Source organism: Paenibacillus sp. S25 (genome assembly GCF_019454085.1).
In the GTDB taxonomy this organism is placed as follows: Bacteria; Bacillota; Bacilli; order Paenibacillales; family Paenibacillaceae; genus Paenibacillus; species Paenibacillus polymyxa_B.
In genome coordinates this window covers 5863456-5879121 of record NZ_CP073683.1, presented here as the reverse complement: position 1 = coordinate 5879121, position 15666 = coordinate 5863456, and the positions used below count along the sequence as shown (strand labels likewise).

10 protein-coding genes are annotated in these 15666 nt (G+C 44.5%); 7 read left to right on the top strand and 3 right to left on the bottom strand.

Annotated features, from left to right (window positions below):
• Nucleotides 1-423: 423 nt before the first annotated feature.
• The 4 genes from KAI37_RS25825 (at nt 424) to KAI37_RS25810 (ending at nt 8580) form a co-directional block, all read left to right on the top strand.
• Entirely contained in the window at nt 424-2208 is a 1785-nt protein-coding gene (locus KAI37_RS25825) for a M3 family oligoendopeptidase (protein WP_220030509.1), read from the top strand.
• A 239-nt stretch (nt 2209-2447) separates the two neighbouring features.
• On the top strand, nt 2448-5561 hold the full coding sequence (locus KAI37_RS25820; protein WP_220030508.1) for a DEAD/DEAH box helicase: 3114 nt from the start codon (nt 2448-2450) through the stop codon (nt 5559-5561).
• A 226-nt stretch (nt 5562-5787) separates the two neighbouring features.
• Nucleotides 5788-7752 (top strand): elongation factor G, encoded by a 1965-nt coding sequence (locus KAI37_RS25815; RefSeq protein WP_220030507.1) that lies wholly within the window; start codon nt 5788-5790, stop codon nt 7750-7752.
• A gap of 267 nt (nt 7753-8019) precedes the next feature.
• Nucleotides 8020-8580, top strand: coding sequence for a DUF4303 domain-containing protein (locus KAI37_RS25810; RefSeq protein ID WP_220030506.1), 561 nt, complete (start codon nt 8020-8022; stop codon nt 8578-8580).
• A 366-nt stretch (nt 8581-8946) separates the two neighbouring features.
• Here the strand turns inward: KAI37_RS25810 and KAI37_RS25805 are convergent, their stop codons facing one another.
• The gene (locus tag KAI37_RS25805) at nt 8947-9846 is read right to left on the bottom strand and encodes an alpha/beta hydrolase (protein ID WP_220030505.1); all 900 of its coding nucleotides are present in this window, start codon (nt 9844-9846) and stop codon (nt 8947-8949) included.
• 595 nt (nt 9847-10441) lie between these two features.
• Here KAI37_RS25805 and KAI37_RS25800 point away from each other — a divergent pair.
• On the top strand, nt 10442-10969 hold the full coding sequence (locus tag KAI37_RS25800; protein WP_220030504.1) for a hypothetical protein: 528 nt from the start codon (nt 10442-10444) through the stop codon (nt 10967-10969).
• A gap of 67 nt (nt 10970-11036) precedes the next feature.
• Here the strand turns inward: KAI37_RS25800 and KAI37_RS25795 are convergent, their stop codons facing one another.
• On the bottom strand, nt 11037-11417 hold the full coding sequence (locus tag KAI37_RS25795; protein WP_220030503.1) for a hypothetical protein: 381 nt from the start codon (nt 11415-11417) through the stop codon (nt 11037-11039).
• Between the two features lie 321 nt (nt 11418-11738).
• Here KAI37_RS25795 and KAI37_RS25790 point away from each other — a divergent pair, with 321 nt between their 5' ends.
• Nucleotides 11739-13073, top strand: coding sequence for an SMI1/KNR4 family protein (locus KAI37_RS25790; RefSeq protein WP_220030502.1), 1335 nt, complete (start codon nt 11739-11741; stop codon nt 13071-13073).
• A gap of 164 nt (nt 13074-13237) precedes the next feature.
• Nucleotides 13238-13840 carry a class I SAM-dependent methyltransferase gene (locus tag KAI37_RS25785; RefSeq protein WP_220030501.1) on the top strand — a complete coding sequence of 201 codons (603 nt, stop codon included), beginning with the start codon at nt 13238-13240 and terminating at the stop codon, nt 13838-13840.
• A gap of 136 nt (nt 13841-13976) precedes the next feature.
• Here KAI37_RS25785 and KAI37_RS25780 read toward each other — a convergent pair whose 3' ends face one another.
• Complete coding sequence (locus KAI37_RS25780) at nt 13977-15398, bottom strand: MDR family MFS transporter (protein WP_071644085.1); 1422 nt, start codon at nt 15396-15398, stop codon at nt 13977-13979.
• Between the last annotated feature and the right edge of the window lie 268 nt (nt 15399-15666).

Below are 15666 nucleotides of genomic sequence, written 5' to 3'. Positions count from 1 at the left end.
CTTGAACAGAAAAGAGGATGTACGCTTACGAATTCTCGGATTGGGGCCGCCGACCAAGTGCGCTGAATGAGACGAGAATGCGAAAAGAATGCGGAGTACCTGATGGTCTGACCATCACCGCATAGGGGTATGAATAAGATAAAATGAGACGAGTCCTGCGGATGCGGGGCTTTTTGGTGTGAGTGAAGAAGAAGATTGGTCAGCGACTTATCACATATTAGGGAATAAGTGGGCGTGTTATACTTGACATTAACTTTGCTTAACATAGTACCGGAAGAGGTGGAAACATGTAAGTCTTAGCCGCAGAATACAATATTCGAATTATCCCAATAAAATATAACGCAGCCTGCTATACGTTCGATATGGCCGGTTGCCGGGATACGTATAGCATCGCTTGTGTTTACGATAAGGAGATTAACGGCGATGAACTTAACATGGGACTTGGAGAGTCTGTATTCCTCATTCCAGTCGGAGAAATATCAAAAGGATTATAAACATGCAGCAGAGCTTGCAGATGAACTTGGTGCGAGGGCAAAGCTTCATTTACACACTCAAGAGAAGGCTGCGATTCTAACGGAAGATTTTCTTAGGCAATATAATGCATTCAGGAGCGTGTATCTGTGCTTATTCAGCTATGCAGAACTGGTATTCAGCATTGACAACGGGAATACAGAAGCTGCAAATCAGATGGATGTATTGGAAGAAATGGCCGCGGGTTCCGAAGAAGCTCTAGCAAGTTTCAGCAAATGGCTGGCAAGCATGAGTGGGGAAGAGCTTGATACTATTATTGGCTCGGGTGAGTATGTGGGTCGGCATGCTTTTTATTTGCGTCAGCTGCAGCAGCAGTCAAGGTATTTGCTCAGTGAAGAAGCTGAGGCAGTCATTGCCCGGATGCAGCTTACCGGCGCCAAAGCGTGGGAGAGGCTGTACATGAAGATACAGTCTACCTTGCGTGTAGAGGTGGAGATGAAAGGGGTAGCGCATCAGCTGTCTTTGACGGAGCTGTGCAATCTGGTGTACGACCATGATTCTCAGGTTAGGCAGGCGGCATATGAAGCGGAAGCCAAGGCTTGCCGCAGTGTTGCCGAACAGAGTGCAGCTTGTCTTAATGCGGTGTGTGGAGAGGCGATAGGAATCTATGAGCTAAGAGGGTACAAATCGCCGCTGCATAAAGTACTGGAGACCTCACGTATGGATCAGGAGACGCTGGAAGCAATGCTGCAAGCGATTAAGGAGAGTCTGCCTGCCTTTCATCAGTATTATCTTCACAAAGCAAAGCTTCTGGGCCACGCAGGACCGCTCCCTTTCCATGATATCTTTGCTCCGGTTGGCGAGGATTCTTCCGTCAAATTTAGCTACCCGGAGGCACAAGAGCTTATTGTTGCCGGGTTTAACTCGTTCAGTACAGAACTGGGTGCGTTCGCCCGCAAGGTGTTCATCTCCAGATGGATCGATGCGGAGTCACGGGCAGGAAAAGGGAACTTTGGCATGTGCATTGATATCGCACCAATCCAAGAGAGCCGGATTATAACCAGCTTCACCGGGAGCTATATGAATGTTGGTGTACTGGCGCATGAGATTGGTCATGCCTACCATAGCAGCTGTCTTGCCGGAAAGACTATGGTCAATATAGATTATCCGATTCCGATTGCCGAGACGGCGTCGATCTTTTGTGAGGGTCTGATTAATCAAGAGTTACTGCTGAGTGCATCGGAAGGAGGAGTCTTGCCGATCCTGGAGCGGAGTCTCTCGGATGCCGGTTATTATATCGTTGATTTCTATGCCCGTTATCTGTTTGAAAGCCAGCTTTATGAGCATAGGAAATCAGGCTCGCTAACGGTGGAAGAACTGAACAGCCTGATGCAGGATGCCATTTCTACGGCCTATGGAAGCAGTATTGACCGGGATTCTATTCATTCCTACCAGTGGGTTAGCAAGGCTGGTTATTATATGACAGGCAATGAGTTTCTGAATTTCCCGTATTCGTTTGGGCTGTTGTTCTCTAAAGGGCTATTCGCGCAGTATAAGAAACGTGAAGGCGGATTCGCCGAGCAATTTCAAGCCTTCCTGGCCGCCAGCAGCACCACCATGGTTGCAGATGCCGGGCAGTTAATGGGTATCGATGTGTGTTCACCAGAGTTCTGGAGAGATGCGCTGGCCTTGATTGGGGAAGATATTCAGCGCTTCGTTGGGCGTTCTGAAAAATAATAACAACAGGAAATGACAAGCATTTAGTAAACCTGCACATGCACAATGTCATTAAGATTAACTCAAAAACAGAGCTGGAATAAGAATGGAATACAATACACTGTTAAAAGCAGTGAAATCTTATATAATTGAATGGTACATTGGTAAGCTCTCTAAGTTGGGGAGCTTTTCTTTTTGTCTTTAGATGACAGGGTGAGAGCTTTATTATAGTAATTACAGATGATAATGGGGGGAGACTCATGAATAAACGGCAAGATATTATAAATGCTTGGATTACGATCGAGCAGTTATCCGAAGGTTCTATTAATAAAAAAGACAAATCGCTAAAGCTCATACATACAATGGAAGAGGATTGGAATCAGTTTTTTTCAGACTTTTTAATGAAGCAAAAAGAACAACAAAAAGTATCAGATAAGTTCTTTAAGAAATCGGGCTTAGTATTATATTTCAATATTTTTGATTTTCAAGAAATTGTTGAACTATTGAGGGGGAAATACAAGATTGCTAAAACCTACGAGGAAGTTAGTAAATCTTACAAATTCACCTTCTCTATCTATTTTGATAACGAATTGAATTTTCTAGCAGACAAATTGTTTTATACAATGAGCGGTTACATCCGCCAACATGGTGAATTACCGAAAGATTTTTTGAAAGTTGAAAACGTATTTAGAGAAGATTTGAACAGCAAATTTGAAGAAGGTTTTCATACCACCATCTCTGAGCTTTTTCATAAATATCATGTTTCCGTAGAAAATTTCCGCTATGCATTTGTGAAAAACCTGGATAACGGAGATGTAAATCTACATTCGTTCTTTATTGAAGATCTGAACAAAGCAAAGACAATCACTAATAAAAATTTGGATCGATATTTTAATGGCTTTTCGGGACATAGGCACAATCTGGATGGCAATAAAGAGTCCGTTCATTATAACCCCCGAATTTTCGAGAAAACTATTTTACAACCTAAGTTCTATCCACTCGGGCGGTTCCCAAGTAATCCTGGTTTCGCGCTTTCATTTATGCAGCAGGTTGCGGTGAATCTAGCTTTAAATGATAAAAATGATATTCGTAGTGTCAATGGCCCGCCAGGAACAGGGAAAACAACACTGTTAAAAGATATTTTTGCTGATTTAGTCGTACGACAGGCAGCGGAAATTGTGCAGCTTTCTGATAAAAGAATTAAAGGGAGTCTGACTTATCGGGAAGATAAGCTTGGTGTTTTACCACATTCCATGTCAGATAAAAACATTGTTGTTGCAAGTTCAAACAATGGGGCGGTCCAAAATATTGTTAAGGAGTTACCAAAGAAAGAAACGATTGCGGGCGATTTTCAAAAGCTATTAGATGAAGCAGATTATTTTAAAGAGGTTTCCAATTCTAAATTAACCGATGAAGGTTTTGGACAGAATCGCGAGATTAAAAGAGAGCTTTTACATGAGGAAAATTGGGGTGTGTTCTCGTTAGAGGGCGGTGCGTCAACAAACATGAGCAAGTTGCTTTTAACCATTAAAGCAATCGAAAAAGATTTAGAGGATCATGATCAAGCGGAAACAGGTGAAAGTGTATATCAAGAATTCTCCCGTCTGTATGCTGAATTAAAAATCGAAAGAGATAAAATGCAAGACTATAGCGAGAAAATGTATGCTCTTCGAAAATTAAAAACCAAGCATAAAGAGCAAATGTTTGCATTTGAACAAGAAGAAAAAAAGAAACGAACAAATTTAATCTCACAGGAAGAAGAAGCGAGACGTGAACTAGAAAGTCTGGGACAAGAAATTGAAAATCTCCAAGAGGATTGGTCAAATGCTTCTGTTGAGATAGAAAACCTAATTGATCTACAAGCTCAAGCTAAAAGGAATTATGACGTAGTTACTTCTCAAAAGCTAAGTTTTTTGTGGCTTCAGAAAATATTTAATAAGGCAAAAGTTGAGCAGTACTTCAAAGATCTGAATAATGCGAATGATCATTTAAATGATCTATCTAAACAAAAAACGAAATGGTTAAATGACCGTAGGCGACTCGAAAATAGGTTAAGGGAAAATGTTGCGAAAAGTGAGTATGTTCAAAAACAAACTCAGGACACAAGAGCTAACTTCGATCGATGGATGATCAAACAACAAAATGGTTTTAAAAAAGTGGAACGTGAAATTGTATTGTTAGAAAAACTCAAGTATCAAAGTGGCATTAAGGAACCAGATTTTTCACAATCGTATGATGAGCTGCAAAAGTCTAATCCATGGTTTACAGTGAAATTCCGTAAATTACAATCAGAGCTATTTATTTCAGCTTTAAAAGTTAGAAAGCAATTCCTGTATGAAAACAGAAGGAATTTAAAAGCCGCGAGAAATATTTGGAATAGGCAGTCTGAATACTTGGGAAAAGAGAATGGACAGCAGCTAATTTCAGAATCATGGAATTGGTTGAATTTCACGATCCCCGTTGTCAGCACTACTTTTGCTAGTTTTGGTCGAATGTTTAAAAATCTTAATGAAGATTCAATAGGTAATCTGTTTGTAGACGAGGCGGGGCAAGCACTGCCACAAGCTAGTGTTGGTGCCATTTTTAGAAGTAAAAAGGTTATGGTCGTTGGGGATCCATCACAAATAAAACCCGTAATGACGCTAGGTTCAAATGTTTTAACCTTAATTGGAAGACACTATGAAGTCGATGAGAAATTTGTTTCTGCTGATGCGTCTACTCAAACCATTGTGGATGCCACAAGTCAGTATGGTTTCCAAAAAAATGAGGATGAATGGATTGGCATACCCCTTTGGGTACACAGACGCTCGAACTATCCGATGTTTACGATTTCAAATGAAATTTCGTATGAGGGGTTGATGGTACAAGGTAAATCAGCAGATGAGGCACAAGGGAAATCACAATGGTATGATTCAACCGGTAAAGCAAATGACAAATTTGTTAAGGAACAAGCTGACTTATTGAAAAGAATGATTGATAAACGTTTGCAGGAAGATCCGGATTTAGCGGATGAAATCTATGTGATCACCCCATTTAGAAATGTGGCTTATAAGCTTGCCCAGGTTTTAGATGAAATTAAATTCACAAAACGAGAAAACGGGAAGACAACGAATATTGGTACAGTTCATACTTTTCAAGGGAAAGAAGCCAAAGTCGTCTACTTTGTTCTTGGAGCGGACTCTGATAGCAGTGGGGCAGCAAGATGGGCTGTCTCTGATCCCAATATGATGAATGTTGCAGCGACGCGAGCTAAAGAAGAATTTTATGTGATTGGCGATAAGAAATTGTATGCCTCACTCGGTAGTGAAGTGGCAAATAAAACGATGTCAATTATTGACGATTATAACAATAATAAGGTCGGGAATGATGGTTAGGCGAAGTTCTCCAAGTTGGAGTAGATTCGAAGGGATTTTCCTTTAATAGTATATTAATTATACTTTATAATCTGGATAAATCACTCAACATAAATGTAACTCGTTGCCTTTATCCTCTGTCTATGAAAAAAGAGCCTATCTCAAAACCAACTCCTACCCACTCTCCCGATTTCTATGCTTTAATAAAATGAGCAGTATCAACAAGAAGCGTTGAAAGTGGGATTCTATGAAGCGACTAACGATTGGCCTGTTCGCCCATGTGGATGCAGGTAAGACAACTTTTGCGGAACAGCTGCTGTACCATACGAACAGTATCCGGTCGCGGGGGCGGGTGGATCATCAGGATGCGTTTCTGGACAGCCACGACATCGAGCGGGCAAGGGGTATTACGGTGTTCGCAGATCAGGCGGTAATAGAATATAAGGGAGATAGCTATTACATAATAGACACGCCCGGACACGTCGATTTCTCCCCGGAGATGGAGCGGGCGATTCAGGTCATTGATTATGCCATCCTGATTGTAAGCGCAGTTGAAGGTGTCCAGGGTCATACGGAGACGGTCTGGCAGCTGCTGCGCAAGCATCGGATTCCAACGTTCTTCTTTATCAACAAGACGGATCGAATCGGCGCGGATGCAGGCAGAACCGAGGCGGATATCCGTCAGCAGTTGACGGGGGAAGTATGCTGCATTACACAGAGCCTCTCTGACGGCATAGTCGGCGAGCCGCTACGGGAGGCCATGGCGGAGCGGGACGAAGCCTTGCTGGAAGCATTCCTGGAGGGGAGAGAGGATTCCGGCTTTTGGCTAGAAGCCTTGCAGAGGATGATAGCGACGGGTCTTCTCTTCCCCTGTGCTTACGGCTCTGCGCTTCAGGATACAGGCATCATTGAATTTCTGGATCAGCTGCATCTGCTGACGACAATCACTTATGACGAGAATGCTTCGTTCCAGGGGCGGGTTTATAAAATTCGGCACGATGCAGGCGGAGCGAGACTCACGTTCATTAAGGCGCTGGGTGGTCGGCTGAAGGTGAGAGAACAGCTTAGTTACGAGAGCGGCCACGTTCAATATGACGAAAAAATTACGCGAATCTTCTTGTTTAACGGTCTTAAATCGCAGCCAGTGGAACAAGTGGAGGCCGGCGATTTGTTTGCAGTTGCCGGCTTGTCTGCCGCCGAGGCCGGACAAGGCCTGGGGTCGATATCGGACAAGTTAGCTTACGATTCGGAGCCGACGTTACAATCGAAGGTAGTATTCGACAATTCGATACATGTACAGAAGGTGCTCGGTGCTTTTCGCACGCTGGAGGCGGAGGAGCCGTCTCTGAACGTCGTTTGGGATGAGAAGTTGCAGGAGATTTCTATCCGCGTCATGGGATTGATTCAGCTGGAAGTGCTGGAGCAGCTTGTTAGAGAGCGGTTTGGCTTTGCTATCTCTTTTGGACAACCGGAAATTTTGTATAAGGAAACGATTCAATCGGCTGTGAAAGGGTACGGCCACTTTGAACCGCTCAGGCATTATGCGGAAGTGCATTTGCTGATTGAACCGGGAGAAAGGGGCAACGGCATCATGTTCGATAGCAGATGTCATGCCGATGATCTGAATGTCAGCTATCAGAATTTGATTCGGAATCATCTCTATGAACGGGAGCATCACGGACTGCTGACCGGCATGCCAGTCACCGACGTGAACATTACGCTGCTGAGGGGCCGCGCGCACAAAGAACATACCCATGGCGGCGATTTTCGTGAGGCTGCCTTTCGAGCACTACGGCAGGGTCTGGAGAAGGCGGACAACGTGCTGTTGGAGCCCTATTACGATTTTAAAATCAAGGTCGCTATCGATGAAATGGGCAGGGTGCTGTCCGATATTCAGCGTGCTTCAGGTATTTTTAATCCGCCGCAGACAATCGGAACGCAAGCGGTAGTCACGGGCAGGGTACCCGTGTCGACTTTCATGAACTACAGTGCCGAATTTGCATCCTTTACGCATGGACGAGGCAGTATCCGCTGCGTGTTCAGCGGCTACGACCGCTGCCATAATACGGAGGAAGTCATAGAGCGGATGGGCTACCGCAAAGGGGCGGACCCACTGTATACATCCTCCTCTATCTTTTGCGCCAAGGGGGCGGGTTACTCAGTGCCATGGGATGAGGCAGAAGCCAAGATGCACCTTGAATTAGAATCTTGAATGAGCGTGCTCTAATGGGGATGAAACTCCTGGTAGGAGAGCGAAAACTCATACCTCAAGTGACGGTAAAATTGTTGTAGTGAATGCGAAATAGTTCAAAAGGGGGTGTCTCAAGTCCGAAAAGTAACGGAGAGACATCCTCTTTTATCATGAGGGAGTGAATCGCGCATATGTCCAGGATTCAGGTGAAAAGTAGATAGATTTAGGATGAACAATCTTTATAATGGAAATAAGATATATATTTTATAGGGCTAAGGGGCGAATGTCATGAAACCGACGCAAGGAATAGAGGCGCTGGCGGCAGAGATTGCCGATGTGGCTAGGACGTCCTTTCGCACTCTTTTTGAAAACGGCGAACGTTACTATTACTGCACGCTATTTACTACTGGAGAGGGACATGCGCCAAGCATCTCCGCCTGGTCATGGGAGGCCTTGGAGAGGGAAGCGGCCAGGCAAGGAGACGAAAGCGACGCGCCGGGATCAACGATTGCAGAACTCATCAAATGGTCCTATGCCGATTCACCCTATTGTTGTTACGAGGATGAGAGCTTCGATGATGTTAAACAATTGTTTATGGAGCGTCCTTCCATTGCGGAGCTTGAAGCTGACGAATGGAATCGTGAATTTGATTCGAGGCTGAAGGCCATGGAGCTGGCGATGAAAATGCTCGATGATGAAGGCGTGTTTGCCTTGAATCAACCGCGAGAGGCTGTATGCGTTCTTGTCGAGGTCATGCCACCCGATGAGATCAATACCGAAATCGCCCTGCGTTTGAATCGGGCGGAGTCTCCGGCTATGCAAGCATGGCTGGCGGAAGCGGCAGAGTAAGGGCATTCGCGTTTAAGTAATCCGAAGAAAAAGGCCTGATAGGCGGTTATGACGTGGAGCACCAAATCTATGCGGATTCATGCAACTTTACAGAGTTCCTAGCGTAGCCTTGAAATGCACCTCATTAAGCTTCTCGAGGGGGAGTTGTAAGATGCTGTTTGGATTCCTGTTAAGAGAAAGGCATAAGTTATCTCTTTCAAGAAAAATGCTGAGCTATATTAGTTCGCTGTATTCCTGCAAAGTAGATACGCAAAAAAAGCTGGACGGAAAACTCACGTTTTTTGTCCAGCTTTCATTTTAGGGACTTATTGTACAGTCCCATGGGCTTTATGCTACGTAAGAAACGCGCAATCGCTATAGTTTTATTTACTTAAAGATACGTTGCGAAAATTGATACAGCCCGCTGCTCCAAACTTTCCCTTCATGTCCGCCCACATCCAGATACCACATGTGCGGGATATTCATGGTGTTCAAGCTATTATGGAAATTTTGGCTGACCCCCAGTAAATTGTCCGAAGAGCCGCATGACAGCCACAGCAGTTTCAGTTGGCTGGCAACCTGAGATGGATTGGTGATGAGCTGCGATGCCGACTTCGTATTAGGAGCGGATGAGAACGCGCCAATCCAAGAGAATTTATCCAGATGGGTTAATCCGAAGTTCAGCGTTTGTCCGCCTCCCATCGACAAGCCGGCCAGCGCGCGATGCTGCCGATCTTTATACACCGGATAATGGGAATCGATGTAAGGAATAAGGTCATTGATCAGATCGAACTCAAACCTTTCGAAGGCGGCTACCTTGTCCGGAGCATAAATATCGCCTATCGGACGATCATCTTTCATTGCGCGGCCGTTCGGGAATACCACAATCATCGGCTCCAGTTTGTTCTCGGAGTAGAGGTTGTCGAGGATATTTCTCGGATTCATACCATTGAGCCATTCATTCTGATCCCCACCAATACCGTGCAGCAAGTAGAGGACGTTATAGGTTTTCGAAGGTGTATAGCCCGGAGGCGTATACACCATCGCGTTCCTAGACTTGCCTACTGTTGTGGAATAATAGGAAATCTGCTGCACGTTTCCGTGCGGGATATTTTGGCGGTAAGCATCATATCCCCGCGGAGCCGGAATTACGGATCCGCTGGTAGCTGCAACAGCAGAATTGCTCTGATCTTGATCTTGTGTTTCGGATGCAGCATAGGACATTGTCGGCACCAGCAACGTAGTCACCAAAGCCAGACTTAAAATGCGAGTTAAGGCTTTCTTCATTGTACTTTTCCTCCTTGATTTGTGAATTCTATTGGCCTTGCTAGTTTGGAGTGAACGCTGATTCACTCTGTTCTGTTACTCTCTCAGAAGCTATTCTCCTTGCTACTATTAATTTGTAATCCCTTTCAAAACTGAGTGATCTTCCCCTCCCCCTACCCGCAGCACCCATGCTCAAGAATCAAAGCAATGCTCAGCTATTAATGTAAGCGTATACAAATATAGGTTACCGTAATTTTCATATTATGTAAATCGTAATTTGTGGATTGAATAGTCAGATATCTACATCTGAGAGTAGAAAGCAGTTAGGTTGGCAACTAGTTATTATGTCAACGGTTCGAACATCAGCGTATCCATGGTACACTGGGATACCTCGTGCCGGTGTAGGCCAGAAAGATTCCTCATAATAGTTGTCCAGTTTTCTGTTGACAATTCAATATTGCATTGTATGTCTGGATAAGGTGCTGTTATCAGGCTAAAGCCCCGATGACGACGAGCCCATCAAGCGATTTTTGGCGTGCGTATGCCCTATTCGCACAAGCGGGCAGTCTGCCCCTGGCGTAAACTGAATTATAATCAGTGAGCGAGGTGAACTTCCATGGCACAATCGAAAAAGATGCGTGCACGGGCTAAGAAGTTTCAGGGCCGTCCGGTCTGTGTCACCCTGCACAGCGGAGAGACTTACGTCGGATACATCACCGACGTTAATCACGGAGAGATGGTGCTTGCCAGCGCCGGAGCCCCCCCACGCGCTTCTTCTGGGAAGCAAGACTCCCGATCTTCCAAACGTAGAGCTGGTGCGCATGTCCCGGGCGTACGTCTTGGCAACCGAAAAAGCGGCGCGCGTAAGCCGTCTGGCCGTTCGCGCTCCCGTGGGCCGGACGCCAAGGTGTCGGCATTCCTGCCGATGATGGGCTCGCTATTAGGCGGCCTGGGCGGCTCCACTGCGGGCGCAGGAGGTCTTGGCGGTATGCTCGGCGGCGGCTTGCGGCTGTTCGGCATGATCCAGAAATTTGTCCCGGTCGTGAAGATGGGCTATGGCATGATCAAGTCCATTCGCCCGTTTCTCGGCGCCGTTAAAGGCTTGATGCCCTCGGCCAGTCCGGCCACGCCAGATAACGAATAATCGTATATCTGTGAACTTTAGGCCCCCTTTGATTGGTCAAAGGGGGCTAGTCCACAAACCATTATCGCTACCACTGTCTAATCCAAATCGGTTTTAACTCGGAATAGCCCATTTCCTTTAGTAAATCCCAGGCATGATCCAGAACGTGAGGCTTCCCCTGGACCCAAAGCTCTTGTCGTTTTGCCATCAAGTAAGAGATGATTTCAGCAATATGTTTGGGTTTACCTAGATGGATGACAGTTTCTATTTCATTATTTTGGGCTGAAATGTCATAAAAGGACCAAAAAGTATGAGGCTCTTCTTCAGGAGGATTTGCCTGAAAGATGAGCGTGATTTTGATGTTTTTATTCTCTTTGGGAGATAGGTTTAAGATGAAGCGAGACCCGCCTGAGTACCAATAAACGAAGGCATGACCGTCGACCGTAATATTTCTTAATTGGCTTTTCATTATTTTCCCCCTCACTATATGTTGGTTAAAAGTGATCTGCGTTTGTTGAGTTTAGTTAAATAATTATGTCGTTAATTTCCATGAAAATGAGTAGTGGCTTACATGAATTACAAGGTGATTATAGTCTAATCCATATATGGATTCCTTTCATATACATTTTTTGTGTGGTACTCTAGGGTGGTCCAGTGGTGACCTTAAGAGAAGTACAATGAAAGACTACTTAAAGATACATATTATTTTAAAGAGGTACGACCCATAGAAAAAAATTACTGGATAAGCAAACAAAGGAAACCTGGCTATGGTCAACAGGAGGGTTCAAATATGTGGTTTGGGAAGAAAGAAACGCAACTGGATAGAATAAAAAACAAACTGAGTCAAGCCATGCGCAAAGACGCGGATTTCTCGGTGTTTGGAGCATCCTCACATCAATATAGGGTTAAAGAGAAGCTTACAGCAAAAGAGCTGGCGGACTGGCAAGTCCACAATCATGTCACACTTCCTGAGCCTTACGCGCAATTTTTAACGAAAATCGGCAACGGTGGCGCTGGCCCCTACTATGGAATTTATTCAATTGAAAAGGCAACTTCCTACACCGAGCACCAGGCACTCCTTGCAAAATCCGTTCTGCATCCCGGGATGACCAAAGAGGAATGGAACCATCTAATTGAGCCCCTGACCAAGGATGAGGACATTCCCGATGAGGAATACGACGACACCTGTAATAAGGTGTTGGGCGGCATGTTGTGCATAGGCACACAAGGTTGCGAATACGACATGTATCTCGTACTTAAAGGGAAATACAGGGGGAGAATTGTGTACACCTCCGATTTTCATCTCGATCATCCTTTTTTCTTTGTCTATGAAGACAGCTTTCTGGACTGGTACGAGCGTTGGCTGGATGAAATTATTCTGGATTATGATATCGGGTGGTTTGGCAGTCGAATGCCGGGTGATGAGAATGCGCTGATCCAGATTTATCAGAGCGCTCCAAACGAAGAAATCCAAGCCAAAGCGCTTGATGGAATGTTCAAGTTTAAGAAAGTCTCTCAGCCAACCCTTGCTTTTTTGAAAAATATTGCGGAGCAAAGCCCAAAAAATCGGACCACAGCCATTTGGCTCATCTGCAAAACTTCTTTTGGCACGGGTAGGAAATATCTTCTGGAGCTGTTGCAATCGGATGAACATGAGGATTTTCTGCAAGCCTTACAGATTTTGCATTCTTCCAGTAAAACTGTGAATATAACAGAGTATATTCCAGTGATCTTGCAAAGGCTTGACAGGATTCACGACCCGGAAACGTTGCGTTATGCAGGGTATATCTTGGAAGATTACGGTGCGATTACTCTCCATAACTTTGCGCCTTTCTTGTGTCACGCTGACCCGAAAATGCAAACCACTGCCATCTATGCCGCGCGCAGTTGCGAAAACAAGCAGGGAAGCTGGCAGATCATTGAACAGATGTTGATGGGGGCCGACCCGCAGGTTTTGAATAACTCGATTTTATACTGGGGCATTATTCCACACGAGAAGTTGCTGCCTTACTATAAGGCGGTATGGCCAGAATATAAAAGCAATCCGAATTTCAGAGAAAAATTTATCGGTTGTTTGCGAGAACTGCATTTGCTAGATGATTATTTCGACAAAGACGAATCGTGAAGAAGGTGTACATGAATCAACCCAAGGTTGTCTCCTCCATTCATACAGAGGTTTTGTTTTTCCATAAGCACTAATAAGAATGGGGATTAAATGCTAATGCTTGATAGAATATCATTCTATACTGTTGTATTCAGGATTTTATTAAGGCAGATTGGAGAGGTAAAATGGGAAATACGGATAAGTTTGAAATGATAGCTAATGTATATGACACTTCTGAAAGAATTCAGATTGCAAAGGCATCATCTGATGCCATTCGTGAATATGTAGTTGACGCTAATAGTAAGAATGCTATTGATTTTGGGTGTGGAACGGGCCTTGTCGGAATGAACTTGTTAAACGATTTTAATTCTATGCTTTTTCTGGATACTTCACAAAACATGATTAATCAAATAAAACAAAAAATTACTGATCTTCATATTCAGAATGCAGATACATTATGTTTTGATTTTGAAAAGGAAGGTCTAACGGATTTACATGCTGACTATATTTTTATGGCTCAGGTTCTGCTCCATATTCATGATGTTGAATTCGTTTTATCAAGGCTATTTGATGTTCTAAATGAGGGAGGACATTTACTAATTGTAGATTTTAATAAAAATGAAAAAGTAGTTTCAGATATAGTTCATAACGGATTTAATCAAGAAGAGCTGGCTGACGTTATGACTAAAATAGGGTATAGAGGTATTCAATCCAAAACTTTTTATAATGGAAGTAAAATATTCATGGGACAAGATGCATCTATGTTTATTCTTGATTCTCGAAAATAAACTTTTAGGCAGAAATCGGCTCTCCCTATATTCGGGGTTCCAAGGTACAACGAAATAAAAGGCCGCCCCTTATGAGACAGCCCCATGCTTCTTGTACGGTGTTAAACTTATGATTCAATCTGTGCCTAGTAATGAATTAATTATGTTCAGGTGGCTTTTTTATAAACCAACCCAGCACCAGAATAAGTATTGCCAGAATAAATTCAATCCAAAAAACTGTTTGTAGACCGGAAACCATGCTTTGTGTCTTCTCATGCATCGCAGTGGGATTGAGCGAATGGTGAAGATAACGATTGGCTCCAGACGACATGATGCCGACGAACAATGCGATGCCAATTCCCCCTGCAATCTGTTGGAGCGTATTGTATATGGCTGTGCCATGAGAAACCAGGTGACGTGGAAGTTGATTTAATCCTGTCGTCTGAGCCGGCATGACGACGAACGACATGCCTAAGAATAAGAGGATATGATTGAAGAGAACGGAACCTTGTGTTGTATCACTGTCGATGCCGGTAAACAGCCACAACGATATGGCGATCAGGAACAGTCCGGGCACAATTACGAGTCTCGGCCCGAATTTATCGAGTAATCTCCCCGATACCGGCATCAGCATTCCGTTCAAAATGCTACCTGGCATTAGAAGTAAGCCTGTCGCGAATGCGGTCAACTTCATCACATCCTGCATATAGAACGGCAGCAATGTTGTTGTGGCGAATAGAACCATCATCAGAATTACAATCAATACCGCAACCAGAGAAAAAGTGGAATGCCGGAATACGGAAAGATCGATCAACGGCTCTTTGATCTTAAGCTGGCGCCATACAAGCAAGAGCAAGAAAAGGCTACCTATTGCAATCGATCCGTAACCTTCTGGCTCAAGAGAGACACTTGTTTGGCTGAAGCCATAGGTGACGCAGCCGAAACCGACGGTTGACATCACAATGGATACAAGATCGACCCTTGGCTTGGTCAGTTCTGTCACATTCTTTAAGTAAATGAATGCATAAATCATCGAAAACAGTGCGACAGGAATCACCATGTAGAACAGCCATCGCCATTGAAAGGTATCGATAATTAAGCCAGACAAAGCCGGCCCGATGACAGGGGCGACCATGATGACCAGCCCCATGAGACCCATGGCGGCACCCCGGCGTTCTGGTGGATAGAGGGCGAGAATCGTATTCATCATCAACGGGATCAATAATCCTGTCCCGCAAGCCTGAACAACCCTGCCCATCAGCAAGATTCCGAATCCCGGGGATACTGCACACAAGCAGGTACCGGCCAAAAATAACGCCATCGCAGACATAAACATCTGGCGAGTCGTGAACCATTGCTGTAGTAATGCGGTCACCGGCACCAGTACGCCGATCACGAGCATATAACCCGTCGATAACCATTGTATGGTCGAAGCAGCAACGTTAAATTCTCTCATCAACGCAGGAAACGCATTGGTAAGTAAATTTTCGTTAAGAAACGCGACAAATGTACCGATGAGTAGAGCGGTTAATATTGCCCCTCTCTTCATTCCTCTTGCACCTTGAGCCTGATTGTCCATCTTCTACCTCCCGATTGTTCATTAAGTTCCGTCCATTGTTTGTATATCGCTTATCCCGCAACGCCTGAAGATCATTCTACGTGAAGTGGGGTGAATTGGAAAAAGCGAAATTGCTCAGCATACTCGGAAATTCATTCATATTTCGAAAGCATAAGGGGGGCTCCCCCACGGTGTCGCTCATTCGCGCATTATTTCTTGACAAGATGAGGTTAGGGGATTATGATAACGTGCCGGTCAACTCTACAAGGCAAATAAAATCAAAAAGGCT

Coding starts and splice junctions, on each gene's coding strand:
- KAI37_RS25825 (WP_220030509.1), top strand. CDS start 424: ATGAACTTAACATGGGACTTGGAGAGTCTGTATTCCTCATTCCAGTCG.
- KAI37_RS25820 (WP_220030508.1), top strand. CDS start 2,448: ATGAATAAACGGCAAGATATTATAAATGCTTGGATTACGATCGAGCAG.
- KAI37_RS25815 (WP_220030507.1), top strand. CDS start 5,788: ATGAAGCGACTAACGATTGGCCTGTTCGCCCATGTGGATGCAGGTAAG.
- KAI37_RS25810 (WP_220030506.1), top strand. CDS start 8,020: ATGAAACCGACGCAAGGAATAGAGGCGCTGGCGGCAGAGATTGCCGAT.
- KAI37_RS25805 (WP_220030505.1), bottom strand. CDS start 9,846: ATGAAGAAAGCCTTAACTCGCATTTTAAGTCTGGCTTTGGTGACTACG.
- KAI37_RS25800 (WP_220030504.1), top strand. CDS start 10,442: ATGGCACAATCGAAAAAGATGCGTGCACGGGCTAAGAAGTTTCAGGGC.
- KAI37_RS25795 (WP_220030503.1), bottom strand. CDS start 11,417: ATGAAAAGCCAATTAAGAAATATTACGGTCGACGGTCATGCCTTCGTT.
- KAI37_RS25790 (WP_220030502.1), top strand. CDS start 11,739: ATGTGGTTTGGGAAGAAAGAAACGCAACTGGATAGAATAAAAAACAAA.
- KAI37_RS25785 (WP_220030501.1), top strand. CDS start 13,238: ATGGGAAATACGGATAAGTTTGAAATGATAGCTAATGTATATGACACT.
- KAI37_RS25780 (WP_071644085.1), bottom strand. CDS start 15,398: ATGGACAATCAGGCTCAAGGTGCAAGAGGAATGAAGAGAGGGGCAATA.